Below are 14,671 nucleotides of genomic sequence, written 5' to 3' on the forward strand. Positions count from 1 at the left end.
CTTCACCTCATGTCAGGTTCTGTACTGAATCTGACATGAGGTTTTTTCATGGAGCGTTTTTTTACGCCTGTCTGCCTGCTGTTTTTTTTGAGTGCCTGCAGCGCGCAAATTTCCACCCCATTGCCGACTAATCCAAAGATCGACAGTGGCTCCAATCGGACCCAATTATCAAGGAGCCCGGCCGAAGCAAACCATCCGGCGGAGATCCGTTATGGTCGCTATACCCTGGTGAGCACAGAGCCCACTACGGAGCAACGTGATCTTCTCGCTCAAATAATTGATGTGAGCATACCGTCCAACCTTAATCCCTCGGTAGAGGAGGCGATGCATTACGTGCTGCAGCGCTCGGGTTATTCGCTCTGCCCTACCACCGAACCAGTAAAGACACTTTTCACTCGGCCTCTGCCTGCAGCCCATTACCGACTCGGCCCGATTGCGTTACGCAGCGCACTACAGGTACTGGCTGGCTCCGCCTGGCAACTCACGACCGATGAGGTCAGCCGTTCGGTCTGCTTCGAACAGCAGAAAGCTGATGTCGGCATCGTGCGGGCTACACCAGACTCGTCCCATCAGGCGGAGGCACGTCCATGAAAGCCTCGACGTTTCAAACCATAATTGTTGGCTTACTTTGCCTGGCAGTCGCCGGGCTGAGCGGCGGTTTGTTTAACCAGTATCAGCGCATGGCCGAGCTACAGAGTACGAACACCCAGCGCTTCCAAACTTTGGACACCTTGCAACGTGATTTAAGCGCGCTCAGGGACGCACAGGAGAAACTGCAGTACTCGCTGAAAGACCTGAAGCAGATGGTCGATACAGGTGAGCAACAGGCCAATACCCTCGATCCGATGCTGGATCAGTGGGCGCAAGAGATACAGGAGATGCGCGACGGTCTGGCAGAGCGCGCCACCGTGAAAGATCTGACAGCTCTAAGCGGACGCTTTGAGCACGTCGAACAGCAGCTACTGGAGCTCAAGACTCAGCCTTCCCTACCACCGCCAACCTCTTCCGCGAACAAGCCGAAAAAGACGGCTCCCCCAAAACCCGTCCCGCTATCGCCACCGTTCTCGGTGTTGGGTGTCGAGTCCCGCGGAGGTGAGCGCTTTTTGGCAGTCGCACCTCATGACAGTAGCTCTCTCATAGATGTTCGGCTGCTGCATGCCGGCGAGCAGTTCGGAGCCTGGCACCTGAAAGTGCTGGAGCCGCACTCAGCCATCTTCTCGGTGGTCGCTCAGCCAGACCAGACCGTGCAACTCCCTTGAGAAGCGATCATGAACAGAGCGCCACTACTCCCCGTCGTCTGTCTCGCGTCGCTGCTGGCCATAGGCGCTGCGATGGGCACGCCTGTCACGACACCGTCGCGGATCCAGGACACACAATCCATTCCGCTGGGACGCTTGCACGCTGAACAGGCTGCAAGCTGGGGTCTGACGGAGCAGGAGTGGACGCGCTTCGAGCAGATCCAAACCGGCCCACGTGGTTTCTGGAGCCCGAAGCTCGATCCCTTGACCGCCCTAGGGGTTGAGGCCCAGACCGACCAAGAGCGCCAGCGCTATGCTGAATTACAGGTAGCACTGGAAGCCAAACGCGCCGAGCGTGAATTGGCCTACCAAAACGCTTACACCGCGGCCTGGACCAAGCTGTTTCCTGGTCAGCTACCGATCCAGGGCATGGCATCTTCTTCCCCTACCAGCTCATCAGTCGCCCCGCGCCCAGCCCTTTTTGTAGAGGACCACTGCCCTGCATGCACCGCTGAAGCACAACGTTTGCAGAACAGTGACACGGCGTTCGATATCTACCTAGTGGGCAGCCAAGGCCAAGATGAACGCGTCCGCAGTTGGGCTCGGCAAGCGGACATCGATCCGGCTAAGGTTCAACGCGGGCAGATCACCCTGAACCATGACCGTGGTCGATGGTTCAGCCTGGGGGCTCCGGGGCCATTGCCCGCCACATTTCAACAGGTGAATGGACAATGGCAACGTCTCGATTGATTGCTATTGCGCTCCTGCTGACGGTGCACACGGTTCGGGCTAACGAACTTCCGCCTCCGGCTTATCAACTGGCGGCGCATGACGCCAACATCCCTTCTACGGTGTTGTTCGCGATTGCCTTACAGGAGAGCGGTATTCGCGTCCGTGGTCGACTGCTGCCGTGGCCTTGGACCCTAAATATCGCCGGAACACCCTACCGTTTCCCCACTCGCCAGGCCGCATGTCACGCCTTGCTCCAGGCGCTCACACAATATGACGCTAAACGGGTCGACGCCGGACTTGGGCAAACCAACCTGGGTTATCACGGACAACGTTTTTCCAGTCCCTGCGAAGCTCTCGAACCCTACCGCAATCTAGCTGTGACTGCCGCCCTGCTGCAAGAGCATCACGCCGTCACCGGTGACTGGGTTTCAGCCGCTGGGCGTTATCACCGACCTGCGGGAGGTTTACCCGCCGCGCGCTACCGCGATGGATTCTCCCGGCAACTCGCACGGCTACAGGCTTCCGCTGAACAAGGCACACCACCATGAAACGAATTCCTACTGCCTATTACTTCTCCCTGCTCTTGGCTGCTTTCGCCCAGTCGAAACAATCCGTTGCAGAGGACCAGTTTGGCGGCTTCACCCGTCCCCATCTTCAAGTTGCTAGGCCGCCCATAAACAACAATCTCCAGCCTGGTCGCGCCATGCATACGGACTTGTCCACATTTGCCGATGAAACCTGGATATTACCCGTTCGCAGCTCCCTCTTGAGCCCCGGCCAAATCACGTCTCGCGCCCTAAACATGCCGGGCTTACGGCCATTTTTCCTGGTGGGTGAGGATACCCAATCACTGGCTTGGTTGCGTCAACGCGCGACTGAGCTGCAGGAAATCGGCGCGGCTGGCCTTGCCGTCGAAGTGGCCGATACCGGAGCCTTGGCTCGGATCCGAGCAGCCGCTCCTAGTGTCACCATCCTACCGGTCAACGGTAACGACATCGCCACCCGCCTGCAGATTGAGCATTACCCTGTCTTGATCACTGCCACATCATTGGAGCAGTGAGTAAGGTCATGGCCGAGCATGCGATGGAGTCCAAGCTCCGTCCCGCGGTGGAGCTTTACACGGTAGCAATTTGCATCGCTGCCGCAGTACTGTGCGTGTACTCGCCCTGGGCTGTGGCCCTGTCACCCGAGATCGGGCTGGTTGCGGCGCTGGCCTATACCCTATTCGGCCTGATCCGCCTGCGACAAGCATGGGAGGTGTTGCGCTATCGGCGCAATATCCGTCGGCTATCCCGCTACGAGCTGACCAGTCGGCAGATTCCGGTCAGTTGTAAGCGTCTGTTCATGGGCCGCGGGTTTCGCTGGACCCGCCTGCATACCCAGCGCTTGGTCGAGGCTCAGGATCCAGCGGTCGCACATTATGTCGACCAACCGACCTGCTATCGCCTGGCCCGTGGACTCGAACGGTCCCTTGAGCATGCACCGTTTCCGCTATCGACATTGGCTCGTGTCACCGCCTGGGACAGTGCCGTCAATCCGTTGCGCCCTTTACCACCGGTAGGAGGCTCGCCATTGCTGCATGGGGTCGAGCCCGATGAGACGCAAGTCAGTCTGCCACTGGGCGAACGGGTCGGTCACACGCTGGTGCTGGGCACAACCCGCGTCGGCAAGACGCGACTCGCTGAGGTGTACATCACCCAGGACATTCATCGCATTGAACATGAGGTAGTGATTGTCTTCGACCCGAAGGGCGATGCCGACTTGCTCAAGCGCATGTACGTCGAAGCCAAACGCGCCGGCCGGGAGAAAGAGTTTTATGTCTTCCATCTGGGCTGGCCAGAAATCTCCGCCCGCTACAACGCGGTGGGACGTTTCGGACGTATTTCTGAAGTGGCATCTCGCATCGCTGGGCAGCTCAGTGGTGAAGGTAACTCTGCGGCCTTCCGTGAGTTCGCATGGCGTTTCGTCAACATCATTGCCCGGGCTTTGATCGAATTGGGCCGGCGTCCGGACTACCTGCAGATCCAGCGGCATGTGGTCAACATCGATGCGCTGTTCATCGAATACGCCCAGCAGTTTTTCGCCAAGACCGACCCGAAGGCGTGGGAAGTGATCGTCCAGCTCGAAGGTAAGCTCACAGAGAAGAACATTCCCCGGCATATGATAGGACGCGAAAAGCGGGTGGTGGCCATCGAGCAATACCTGGCGGTGAAGCGTGTATTTGATCCCGTAATGGACGGACTGCGTTCAGCGGTGCGCTACGACCGCACTTACTTCGACAAAATCGTGGCCTCGCTACTGCCGCTGCTGGAGAAACTCACTACCGGCAAGACCGCTCAGTTACTGGCTCCCAACTACACCGACCTGGATGACCCGCGGCCGATATTCGACTGGATGCAGATCATCCGAAAACGCGGCATCGTCTACGTTGGCCTGGATGCGCTGACTGATGCCGAAGTGGCCGCCGCCGTGGGCAATTCAATGTTCGCCGACTTGGTCTCGGTAGCGGGACATATCTACAAACATGGCATTGACCATGGGCTGCCTCAATCTGGCAACGCTGGTGACAAACTGCCAATCAACCTACATGCCGATGAGTTCAACGAGTTGATGGGCGATGAGTTCATTCCGCTGATCAACAAGGGGGGCGGTGCCGGTATCCAGGTAACCGCCTATACCCAAACCCTCAGCGATATCGAAGCACGTATAGGCAACCGCGCCAAGGCCGGCCAGGTGGTGGGCAATTTCAACACCCTACAGATGCTGCGGGTGCGCGAAACCGCAACCGCGGAACTACTCACCCAGCAGTTGCCCAAGGTTAATGTGCTGACCAAAACATTGGTCTCGGGTGCGACCGACACCTCCGATCCGGAGGCCAATACGGACTTCACCTCGTCCTCACAGGACCGTGTCAGCAGCACCAGCGTTCCGCTGATCGAGCCTGCTCACATCGTCAGTTTGCCCAAGGGGCAAATGTTCTCCTTCCAGGCCGGTGGTCAGCTCTGGAAAGTCCGCATGCCGTTGCCAAAACCCTCCAACGACGATGCCATGCCCAAAGACCTGCAGGAACTAACTCAACGGATGCGAGCGGCCTACAACGCGCAGGCGGGACAATGGTGGAGCGCCAGTGGTGGCGGCCCAACTACCAACTTCGATTTAGATCAGGTGGGATAGCCCGGCCCCACCACAGGTTTCGATCAACCGAATACGCACTCGGCAGGAGTCATGCCTAAATCAAAATCTGCAGAGCGTAATGGAGTGAACGATGGCGACTTTCGCCCACAAACAGCCACCACAACCGATCCACCGCCCGGGGTTGATTATCTCGGCAATCAGCCTAGTCCTGCGCATCATCGGTGCGCTAATGGCGTCGTTGGTGTTTTCGATCCTCATCGAGTTCGCCGGCCTGCTGCTGGTCTGGGGCGATCAGGGTTGGCATCACAGCCAGGCAATGTTGAATAGTGAATTGGGATGGCTCAGCGAGCACTTCAAAGATTCACTCATCCTCCAACAACCTGGACAGACGATTGGCCGGTGGCTGGATTTCCTCAATCAGTGGCTTCTGGTCAAAGCTGGCTTTGCGGATTTTACCCAGCAGGCGCGAGTGTCAAGCCAAGGCAACGGCCCTTGGGGCTGGATCAACCAGCTTTACGTGAGCATTGAGGATTTCGTGCTGGCCGCAGTTTACGTGACCTTTACCTTCGTGGTACGCCTGACCATTCTGGTCCTGGCCGCCCCACTGTTTCTAATGACCACGTTTACTGGTTTTGTCGATGGGTTGATGCGACGCGACCTGCGCAAGTTTGGGGCAGGTCGCGAAAGCAGTTTTGTCTACCATCGTGCTAAACGAGCCGTGACAACAGTGCTGCTCGTGCCCTGGATCATTTATCTGTCTCTCCCCTTTTCGCTCAATCCACTCGCTATTTTTTTACCGTGCGCCGCAATGTTGGGGATAACAACGGCGATCACCGCCGCAACATTCAAGAAATATCTTTAAAATTTGACGCCCCTTTTTTTCAAAGCATTAGATATGACTGGAGTTCGTACTCGCTTTTTTGCAGGCCGTGACGATTGCACTCATAAAATCCTGGTACTTAGGCTGAATCCAGTCACCTCGCTTCTGATGTTCAGAGAAGGGTTTCGAAAACATGAAATTAACCATGCCTTTGATTTGATGCTCCGTATCAGCTGTCCCAAACTCCACCCCCGCACTCTCGACATATGAATGTCGATGCCGCAGGACATCAGAGAGCGTATCGTCCAGCGTTTGCCCTACTAAAACATAACCGGCTTTCTGCTTATATTGCCGGGAACCGTCACATACCTGCAACATATCGACATCCCCTAGGCCTAACAAAGTCCCCTTCTTATTGAAGTTATTAAGATCCGCTAGAGCATCCGCCATTGGACCACTCCCAATCGGAAGGGCATCAGGGTTATGCTGTGACTGCTTAATTATCGCGCGCTCAACTCGACTAGTGAGCACAAACTTAACATACCAGGGATCAAAATATTTCAATGGCAAGTCATCAGGTATTTCCCGATATGCAATACCTAGAGGAATTAGCACACCAAAAGGAGCCTCGAGATCTTTTTTCCAACTCAGCTCTTCTATTCTTTTAAAATATTGAGTGAGGTATACATCGTCATCATGCACCGCCTCCAGAACGCTCACCAAATGCTCAATCGACTTAAAGCCGATCCAAGTCATACGCAGACCTGTATCAGCGAAAAACAACCGAAGCTCTTCGAGGGCACTTAATGCGTCAGCAGATTTAATATTTCCACGACGCCCCATATGCTCATATAAGGCTACAGGAGTCACAGCCAAGTAGGTTTCTCGGTCGCTCCAGCCTGTTACAAATCTGGTGAACGCAGTATATGATAACGCCTGCAAATCACGATTCGGCTTAGTTGCTCTATGTTTAAAAGACTGAATTATGCTGTTATCAAGAACCAAATGCATTGGTCCTTCTAGCTCGTAACTGACAGCGTATTTTCTTGCGAATTTCTCAGTCGATATATAAAACTCAAGAATTTCGTGGTCAGTGCGGCCACGCAGACACTCTGCGACCTCAACTATCAATTTTTCTTTAACTCCTTCCACCACTATCATCCTTAACGACAACTGAATAAAAACCGATCGTAGCCAGCTCGATTAATTTGCTGACGTTCACTCTTCCCTCGGAGATCTTAATTCCAGACCAACGTCGGGACCACCACAATGTCCGTTTTTCCTATTCGTGTTCTCATGCTCACTGTGATCGCATTTCACAGCGACTGCTTTGCTGCGGGCGAGCATGAGCAGCAACTCAGTCTACTCATCCGACAGCTAGATACTCTCGACACGTTGGTACTACGGGTCTCGCGTGACGAAGCACCAGAGTCAAATACACGTTACCGCTTTGACTATCCCCGCCTAACTCAAGACATCCAGCGCATCCGCCAGGGTGTGCAGGACTATCTCTCCCCCTCTCGCGCTCAACCCCGCGACTCCACTGAGTTGGTCGGAGAATACCGTCTCGACACCCCATCCGCAGAGTCCTCGCCGTGAGCATGACTGACGCCCAGACCGCCGCCTTTCAAAACGCTTCCGGCTTCTCGGCACAGAGCAGCTCGAAACTGTGGCTGTCCTTGGTTCTCGTCCTGGCTTTGCTGTGGTGTGCCTGGGTGATGTGGACGGCTTACCGGGGCTGGGCGACAGGAAGCATGCGCTTTGGTGCCTTTGGCGGCAGTGCTGCGCGCGTACTGCTCGCCTTGCTGATTTTGATGTTCTTCACCCTGTCCTAATATCGGAGATCGCGATCATGCTCAAGTGCCTTGTCCCTATCAAAAACAACCTGCGTGATCGTACAAGCCAACGCTTGATCGGTCTGCTGCTGGTCCTTGGTCCAGGCCTAGCTTTTGCCGAACTACCGACCATGGAGGCGCCTTCCCGAGGCGAAGGTTCCGGGCTGATCGAGACGATCAAAAACTACGCCTACGACGGCGGCATTTTGCTCGGTCTACTGATTGCCCTGCTCGCGTTTCTCGGCGTGGCCTGGCACTCCCTGACCGTATTCGCCGATGTCCAAAACCAGCGCAAGACCTGGAAAGACCTTGGCGCGGTAGTTGGTATCGGCGCCCTGTTGGTAGTGATCATCATCTGGTTCCTCACCAAAGCTGCCGCGATTCTGTGAGGTTGGCATGAACGACACTATCGAACGCCTTGCCGACGGCACTTTGGTCTTTCTGCCAGAGCGACTCAATCGTGATCCAGCCGTATTGCGCGGTTTAACCAATGATGAAATGTGGGTAGCCCTAGGCTCCGGCGCCGTCATTGGCCTGCTGGTGGGCATTCCTCTGGCGATCGTCACCGCCTCGATTGCCGTGGCGCCGACCAGCATGATCGCAGGCATGACAGTGGTCTTATTGATCGGGGGCACGCTACTGCGTCGGGCCAAACGGGCTCGTCCGGAGACCTGGTTGTACCGCAAGCTCGAATGGATACTCGCCAGCCGTTGGCGCCTGGGGCGTGGAAGTTTGATTCTCCACTCCGGTGCCTGGACGGTTCGCCGTTCACGTCGACTGCGCCCTGCCCTGTCCCGGTGGCAGCCATGAGTCGATTTCGAAACAAGGTCGATGCCCAACAGGCCCATATCTTCAGCCTGCGTCTGGCGATAGTGATGCTCGCCCTGCTCAGCGCCGGACTATGGTATGGCTGGCGCTCAGCACCAACCGATCTGACCGTGCACGTCCCCCCTGATCTGCGCTCGGGCAGCACGCGCAAGTGGTGGGATGTTCCCCCAGAGAATGTGTATGCCTTTGCCCTTTACATCTTTGGCCAACTCAACCGCTGGCCCTCGGATGGCGAGCAGGATTATCGCCGCGCCATCTATGGCTTGCAGTCCTACCTGACACCCGCCTGCAAGGCCTTCCTCGACGGCGACTACGAGTATCGCAAGGCCGCCGGCGAACTGCGTCAACGGGTGCGTGGCGTCTACGAAATTCTAGGCCGAGGCTACAGTGAAGATCCGGAACTGCGGGTCAAGCAACTCGATCGCGACAGTTGGTTGGTCACACTCGACCTTAACGCTGATGAGTATTACGCCGCCGAACCGGTGAAACGGGTGGTCGTGCGTTATCCGTTACGGGTGGTGCGTTTCGATCTGGACCCCGAACGCAATAAGTGGGGCCTTGCACTGGATTGCTATCAGGGTACGCCGCAAAAAATCTCACTGCCTGAAGGTGATCCATGAAGCGGATTTCTACCCTGGGACTCACCCTCACACTGATGCTATCGGGCGCTGCAGCGCAGGCCGTCGAACTGATGCACTGGGAACGCCTACCGCTCGCGGTCCCACTGGTGATCAATCAGGAACGAGTGGTCTTTGTCGATGAAGCTGTTCGTGTCGGCGTGCCTCCCACTCTGAAGGATAAACTGCGCGTGCAATCAACCGGAGGCACGCTGTACCTGCGCGCGTCGGAAGCCATTGCACCGACACGACTGCAACTGCAATCGGTCAAGACGGGCGAGATCATCCTCTTGGATATCGCGGCCACGCCTGGCGATCAACCCCTGGAGCCCGTGCGTATTCTCAAGAATGCTCCGATGCAAGCTATCGAGTCTGAATCGAGCACCGTCCCTGTTCCAGAACGTACGCCGATCCCGGCCGCTTTGACGCGCTACGCCGCGCAAAGCCTGTACGGCCCGCTGCGCACCGTGGAGTCCCTGCCCGGCGTACGCCGCGTCCCGCTCAAGCTGCGCACCGAACTGCCGACCCTGCTGCCGAGCGAAAACGTTTCCAGCACACCCATCGCCGCCTGGCGGCTCGGTGACTATTGGGTGACGGCCGTGAAGTTGCGCAATCGAGGTACAGCGACGGTGCAACTAGATCCGCGTCAGCTTCAGGCAAAGCTGTTCGCCGCGACCTTCCAGCATGCTTTCCTCGGGCCGGTCGGCAGTGCGGAAGACACCACGATTGCGTACCTCATCACTCGCGGTGCCGGCCTCGAACACGCCGTGATGCTTCCGCCCGTTGCGCGAGGTGCTTACGATGAAGGCTAACGCCTTGCTCAAATGGCTGGTACCGGCTGCGCTGCTGGGCGTGGTGCTGATCATCATGAAAAGCTGGGTCGCGGGAGGCAGCACACCTTCTCCAGAGCACCCAGTTGATCAGGGCGATATTCAATTATCTGCCGAGCAAGCCAAGTCGCTCGGCATTGCGGGCGATACCCCACGCGATACCGTCGCCACCCTGGTCGGCCAGGTGAAGGCCATGCGCAGCGACATGCTCGGTTTGAAGAAGCATAACGATTCACTACAAACAGAGAACAACCGCCTGCGCGAACGGGAAAACAGTGTCGATTCGCGTATCCAGACGGCGCTTGGCAGCGTGACACAGCAGGTCGACGAAGGCCGTCGACAAGCCAACGAGGCCCGACTTAAAGCAGAACTAGACAGTCGTCAGGCTCGCGGTCTACTAACGCAATTGCAGGAGCAGTTGTCGGGGCTGGCCGGCAAAGGCAAGGACATGCCGATCGGATTGGGGCTTGAGCCGGGCGATGGGGACCAGTTCGAAGGGCTGCATTCTGCCAACGATGCGCTGCAGTGGATTGAACCTTCGGATGCTCCCTCCACCGAAGCCCGAGGCAAAACCAAGACCTCCTCCGCACCGAGTCTGCCTACTGCCTTCAACTCACTGGAGGGTTTGAAGGACAATGCCATCGACCGCAGCCAGAAGCAGTTACGCGAGGTCACCAAGGGTGAGCGTGACCTGACGCGATCCGGTGATCGTACCGAAGGTGCGAAGCCGGTCTACACCATTCCCGAAAATGCGACATTAATGGGCTCGGTCGCCATGACCGCGCTGATTGGCCGAGTCCCGGTGGATGGCACCGTGAATGATCCCTATCCCTTCAAGGTGCTGGTCGGTCCGGAGAACCTGACGGCCAACGGCATCGACCTGCCAGACGTCGCGGGTGCTGTGATGAGCGGCACGGCGTCCGGTGACTGGACCCTGTCTTGCGTACGCGGACAGGTCGAGTCGATCACTTTTGTATTTACCGATGGCACCATCCGCACGGTGCCTCAGCCGAAAGCGGTAGCCAGCCGCAATGCCTCCACCACCCAGAGCTCAAACACCGACAAGATCCGCGGCGGACTCGGTTACCTGTCCGATCCGTATGGCATTCCCTGCATCGTCGGCGAGCGCCGCTCGAACGCCCAGCAGTACCTCGGTAGCCAGAGCCTGATCACTGCTGCCGGCGCGGGCGTCGCTGCATTGCTCGGGAATGAGCAAAACAACAGCAGCGTGATCAGCTCGGGCGGCAGTGCCTTCGGGGTCACCAGCAGCAGTGGCAATAGCGCACTGAATTCAATTCTCAGTGGTGGGGTCAGCGACATCCGAGAGTGGGTCAACAAACTGTATGGCGAAGCCTTTGCGGCCGTGTACGTGCCACCGGCAGCAGAAGTAGCACTGCACCTCGACCATGAGATCACCATCGACTACGAGCCTAAGGGCCGGAGCGTTCGCCATGAAAAAGATCCTACCTCTCTATCTGACCTGGATTAGCTTGCTCTGCTGGGTCCTGACGGGGTGTTCCACAGACAAGGACACACTTTTGCCGCATGGCGAGCAAACCATGCTGGACATCTGGAACGGTGCCGGCTCACAGGGTACTCAACAGCTACTGTTGGATGCTCGGCAACAGTTGCGCCGCCCGTTGGCTCAAACAGATCTCTCCGCTGCGCTCCAGGAACCGTATACGCGTACAGCAGTGAATGAAATTCGCAACCTGTTCCCTCGTCTACCCAATCCTGATTTGGTGATGTACGTGTATCCGCATCTGAGTGGTACCGAGCAAGCACCAGTGCCGGGGTACTCGACCGTCTTTCCATTCTATCAACGGGTGCAGTACGCAATGCCGGGTGAACGCCAGGAAGATCTGTAATGTGTAGCGACGATGCGGGAAACCGCTCTTCTGCATGGAAAGCCTGGCGCAACCCATTGCGCCCACGCGCCACATTTGCCGATGAAGCTGCGTTATATGCGCACAACCCCAGCTTCACCGATCATCTGCCGTGGGTCGAATACCTCGACACCGAGCAGTGTTTTCTACTAGATGACAATCAATCTGTGGGGGCGGTGTTCGAGTTACTGCCCATCGGCACAGAAGGGCGCGAACCCGATTGGCTAATGGCAACCCGCGATGCCATAGAAGATGCCCTGCAGGATAGCTTTGACGAGCTGGATCAAGCGCCATGGGTGGCGCAGTTTTTCTGCCAGGACGACAACGACTTCACCCCCTACCTGACCAGGCTCACCGACTATATTCAGGACAACGCCCGGGGCACGGTTTTCACCGAAGCGTACCTAGAACTAATTCACAGACATCTGAAAGCCATCTCCAAGCCCGGCGGCCTGTTCGAGGATAAGGCAGTCACGCGCCTGCCCTGGCGAGGAAACAGCCGTCGGGTGCGATTAGTGATCTATCGCTGGCTTGAGTCTGAGGGTGAGGAGGCGGGACTCAACCCAGTGCAATCGCTACAACAAACTTGCGAACGTGTCGCTGTTTCGTTGCAGGCGTGCGGGGTGCAATCGACGCGAGTCGATGGCCGAGGTTTGTATGCATGGTTGCTGCCCTGGTTCAATCCAGCCCCCAAGCTCACAGATGAATCGCCCGAACATTTCTACCGCCGCGTGGCCTATCCGGAGTCTGGCGAGAGCGAGTCGCTGGAACTGCCCTTCGATCACGACTTTGCCGAACGGTTGTTCTTCAACGAACCGCGTTCGGACGTGCAGCATGGACTCTGGTTTTTTGATGATCAGCCCCACCGGGTCATGGTGGTAGATAAACTGCGCCGGGCGCCATTGATTGGTCAACTCACTGGCGAAATCCGCAAGGGAGACGCGGTGAATGCCCTGTTCGACCAGTTACCCGAGGGCACGGTGATGAGTCTGACCTTGGTGGTCAAACCGCAGGATGTACTCGAGGATCAGTTGAACCGTCTAGCCCGCAAAGCGATCGGTGAGAACCTTGCCTCGACCCAGGCCCGTCAGGATGTTGAAGAGGCTCGTGCGATCATCGGCCGTCAGCACAAGCTTTACCGTGGCACGATGGCGTTTTACGTGCGCGGTCACGATGAACAGCAGTTGCACCAACGCTCAGTCGGCCTAACGAACGCGCTGCTGGGTGCGGGGCTACAACCGGTGCGTGAGGGCGATGAAGTCGCCGCCTGCAACAGCTACCTGCGTTGGTTACCGATGGCTTACAGCCCAGCCCGCGACACACGTAACTGGTACACACGCCTGATGTTCGCCCAACACCTGGCAAACCTCGTTCCAGTCTGGGGCCGCAGCATTGGCACCGGCCACCCGGGTATCACGCTGTTTAATCGTGGTGGGTCGCCTCTGAGCTTTGATCCGTTGTCACGTTTAGACCGGGCAATGAACGGCCATCTGCTGTTATTCGGCCCCACCGGCGCCGGCAAGTCAGCGACCCTAGTCACCTTGTTGATGCAGATCATGGCTATATACCGCCCTCGCCTATTTATCGTAGAGGCTGGCAACTCGTTCGGCCTGCAGGGTGACTACTTCGCCACACAGGGCTTGTCGATCAACAAGGTCCAATTAAAACCTGGCGCCCCGGTCAGTCTTGCCCCATTCGGCGATGCCTGGCGCTTGGTCGAACAACCAGATCAGGTGGCGAGCCTTTCCATTGATGAGTGGGACGATGAAGCAGTAGCCAGTCGCGAGGACCAGCGCGATGTGCTCGGCGAGTTGGAAATCACCGCTCGCCTGATGATCACCGGTGGCGAGGCTAAGGAAGAGGCGCGACTGAGTCGAGCTGATCGCAGCTTGATCCGCGAGTGTATTCTCGATGCGGCGCAAATCTGTGTCGCAACGAACCGTCAGGTACTGACCCGCGATGTGCGCAACGCTTTACTGCGCGTCGCCACAGACTCGCGCTTACCGGAAAAACGTCGCGAACGTGCACAGGAAATGGGCGAGTCCATCGATCTCTTTTGCCAGGGCTTCGAGGGTGAGCTCTTCGACCGTGAAGGCACCCCGTGGCCGGAAAGCGATGTGACCATCGTCGACCTCGCCACTTACGCTCGCGAAGGCTATGAGGCTCAGATGTCCATTAGCTACATCAGCCTGATGAACACCGTAAACAACCTCGCCGAGCGCGACCAGTACTTGGGCCGACCAATCATCATGGTCACCGACGAGGGGCACATCATTACCAAGAACCCGCTGCTGGCGCCCTTCGTGGTCAAGGGCACGAAGATGTGGCGCAAGCTCGGCGCCTGGTTCTGGCTGGCGACGCAAAACCTTGCCGACTTTCCAACGGCTGCGCAGACCATGCTCAACATGATCGAATGGTGGATTTGCTTGAATATGCCGCCCGCGGAGATTGAGGAAATCGCACGGTTCAAAAAGCTCACGTCTGCGCAAAAAGCCTTGCTGCTGTCCGCTGGCAAGGAGCCGGGGAAGTACACCGAAGGGGTCGTGCTATCGAAAAAAATTGAGACGCTGTTTCGGGCCGTACCACCCAGTCTTTATCTCGCCCTGGCCATGACTGAGCCCGAGGAAAAAGCCGAGCGCTGGACATTGATGCAGGAGAACGTCTGCTCCGAGCTGGAAGCGGCATTTCGGGTAGCGGAACGAATCGATAGAGCGCGAGGAATAGACCCTGTATAGGTAAATCTATTCAGC

17 protein-coding genes are annotated in these 14,671 nt (G+C 57.2%); 16 read left to right on the forward strand and 1 reads right to left on the reverse strand.

Going from position 1 to position 14,671, the window contains the following annotated elements; genetic code table 11:
• The first annotated feature begins 48 nt into the window (after window positions 1–48).
• The 7 genes from V6607_RS22955 to V6607_RS22985 all read left to right on the forward strand — a co-directional run bounded on the left by V6607_RS22955 (window position 49) and on the right by V6607_RS22985 (window position 5,967).
• Window positions 49–591: a PilL N-terminal domain-containing protein gene (locus tag V6607_RS22955; RefSeq protein ID WP_042558367.1), complete on the forward strand. Its 543-nt coding sequence runs from the start codon at window positions 49–51 to the stop codon at window positions 589–591.
• Window positions 588–1,259, forward strand: a complete 672-nt coding sequence (locus V6607_RS22960) for a chemotaxis protein (protein ID WP_042558366.1) — start codon at window positions 588–590, stop codon at window positions 1,257–1,259. Before V6607_RS22955 ends, V6607_RS22960 begins: the two co-directional genes overlap by 4 nt.
• Before the next feature lie 9 nt (window positions 1,260–1,268).
• Window positions 1,269–1,988 carry a TIGR03759 family integrating conjugative element protein gene (locus V6607_RS22965; RefSeq protein ID WP_042558365.1) on the forward strand — a complete coding sequence of 240 codons (720 nt, stop codon included), beginning with the start codon at window positions 1,269–1,271 and terminating at the stop codon, window positions 1,986–1,988.
• Window positions 1,970–2,518 (forward strand): lytic transglycosylase, encoded by a 549-nt coding sequence (locus tag V6607_RS22970; RefSeq protein ID WP_042558364.1) that lies wholly within the window; start codon window positions 1,970–1,972, stop codon window positions 2,516–2,518. The genes V6607_RS22965 and V6607_RS22970 overlap by 19 nt, the downstream gene beginning before the upstream one ends.
• Complete coding sequence (locus tag V6607_RS22975) at window positions 2,515–3,030, forward strand: integrating conjugative element protein (RefSeq protein ID WP_042558363.1); 516 nt, start codon at window positions 2,515–2,517, stop codon at window positions 3,028–3,030. The genes V6607_RS22970 and V6607_RS22975 overlap by 4 nt, the downstream gene beginning before the upstream one ends.
• An 8-nt stretch (window positions 3,031–3,038) precedes the next feature.
• Window positions 3,039–5,144 carry a type IV conjugative transfer system coupling protein TraD gene (gene traD, locus V6607_RS22980; RefSeq protein ID WP_042558362.1) on the forward strand — a complete coding sequence of 702 codons (2,106 nt, stop codon included), beginning with the start codon at window positions 3,039–3,041 and terminating at the stop codon, window positions 5,142–5,144.
• Between the two features lie 91 nt (window positions 5,145–5,235).
• Window positions 5,236–5,967, forward strand: coding sequence for a TIGR03747 family integrating conjugative element membrane protein (locus tag V6607_RS22985; RefSeq protein ID WP_042558361.1), 732 nt, complete (start codon window positions 5,236–5,238; stop codon window positions 5,965–5,967).
• Between the two features lie 27 nt (window positions 5,968–5,994).
• On the opposite strand, the gene V6607_RS22990 is transcribed toward V6607_RS22985, so the two are convergent.
• Entirely contained in the window at window positions 5,995–7,077 is a 1,083-nt protein-coding gene (locus V6607_RS22990; protein WP_042558360.1) for a hypothetical protein, read from the reverse strand.
• A 117-nt stretch (window positions 7,078–7,194) separates the two neighbouring features.
• On the opposite strand from V6607_RS22990, the gene V6607_RS22995 reads away from it, so the two are divergent.
• From V6607_RS22995 to V6607_RS23035, 9 genes are read left to right on the forward strand one after another with little or no spacing between them, the layout of a single operon-like run.
• Window positions 7,195–7,524 (forward strand): RAQPRD family integrative conjugative element protein, encoded by a 330-nt coding sequence (locus V6607_RS22995; protein ID WP_042558359.1) that lies wholly within the window; start codon window positions 7,195–7,197, stop codon window positions 7,522–7,524.
• Window positions 7,521–7,760, forward strand: coding sequence for a TIGR03758 family integrating conjugative element protein (locus V6607_RS23000; protein ID WP_042558358.1), 240 nt, complete (start codon window positions 7,521–7,523; stop codon window positions 7,758–7,760). The genes V6607_RS22995 and V6607_RS23000 overlap by 4 nt, the downstream gene beginning before the upstream one ends.
• A gap of 17 nt (window positions 7,761–7,777) precedes the next feature.
• Complete coding sequence (locus V6607_RS23005; RefSeq protein WP_042558357.1) at window positions 7,778–8,149, forward strand: TIGR03745 family integrating conjugative element membrane protein; 372 nt, start codon at window positions 7,778–7,780, stop codon at window positions 8,147–8,149.
• Window positions 8,150–8,156: 7 nt separating this feature from the next.
• The gene (locus tag V6607_RS23010; RefSeq protein ID WP_042558356.1) at window positions 8,157–8,570 is read left to right on the forward strand and encodes a TIGR03750 family conjugal transfer protein; all 414 of its coding nucleotides are present in this window, start codon (window positions 8,157–8,159) and stop codon (window positions 8,568–8,570) included.
• Window positions 8,567–9,208, forward strand: a complete 642-nt coding sequence (locus V6607_RS23015) for a TIGR03746 family integrating conjugative element protein (RefSeq protein ID WP_042558355.1) — start codon at window positions 8,567–8,569, stop codon at window positions 9,206–9,208. The genes V6607_RS23010 and V6607_RS23015 overlap by 4 nt, the downstream gene beginning before the upstream one ends.
• Entirely contained in the window at window positions 9,205–10,017 is an 813-nt protein-coding gene (locus V6607_RS23020; RefSeq protein ID WP_042558354.1) for a TIGR03749 family integrating conjugative element protein, read from the forward strand. The genes V6607_RS23015 and V6607_RS23020 overlap by 4 nt, the downstream gene beginning before the upstream one ends.
• Window positions 10,007–11,524, forward strand: a complete 1,518-nt coding sequence (locus tag V6607_RS23025) for a TIGR03752 family integrating conjugative element protein (protein WP_042558353.1) — start codon at window positions 10,007–10,009, stop codon at window positions 11,522–11,524. The genes V6607_RS23020 and V6607_RS23025 overlap by 11 nt, the downstream gene beginning before the upstream one ends.
• Window positions 11,487–11,903, forward strand: coding sequence for a TIGR03751 family conjugal transfer lipoprotein (locus V6607_RS23030; RefSeq protein WP_042558352.1), 417 nt, complete (start codon window positions 11,487–11,489; stop codon window positions 11,901–11,903). Before V6607_RS23025 ends, V6607_RS23030 begins: the two co-directional genes overlap by 38 nt.
• On the forward strand, window positions 11,903–14,656 hold the full coding sequence (locus V6607_RS23035; RefSeq protein WP_042558351.1) for a conjugative transfer ATPase: 2,754 nt from the start codon (window positions 11,903–11,905) through the stop codon (window positions 14,654–14,656). The genes V6607_RS23030 and V6607_RS23035 overlap by 1 nt, the downstream gene beginning before the upstream one ends.
• The last annotated feature ends 15 nt before the right edge of the window (window positions 14,657–14,671 follow it).

The organism is Pseudomonas sp. KK18 (genome assembly GCF_037094675.1).
GTDB lineage: Bacteria > Pseudomonadota > Gammaproteobacteria > Pseudomonadales > Pseudomonadaceae > Aquipseudomonas.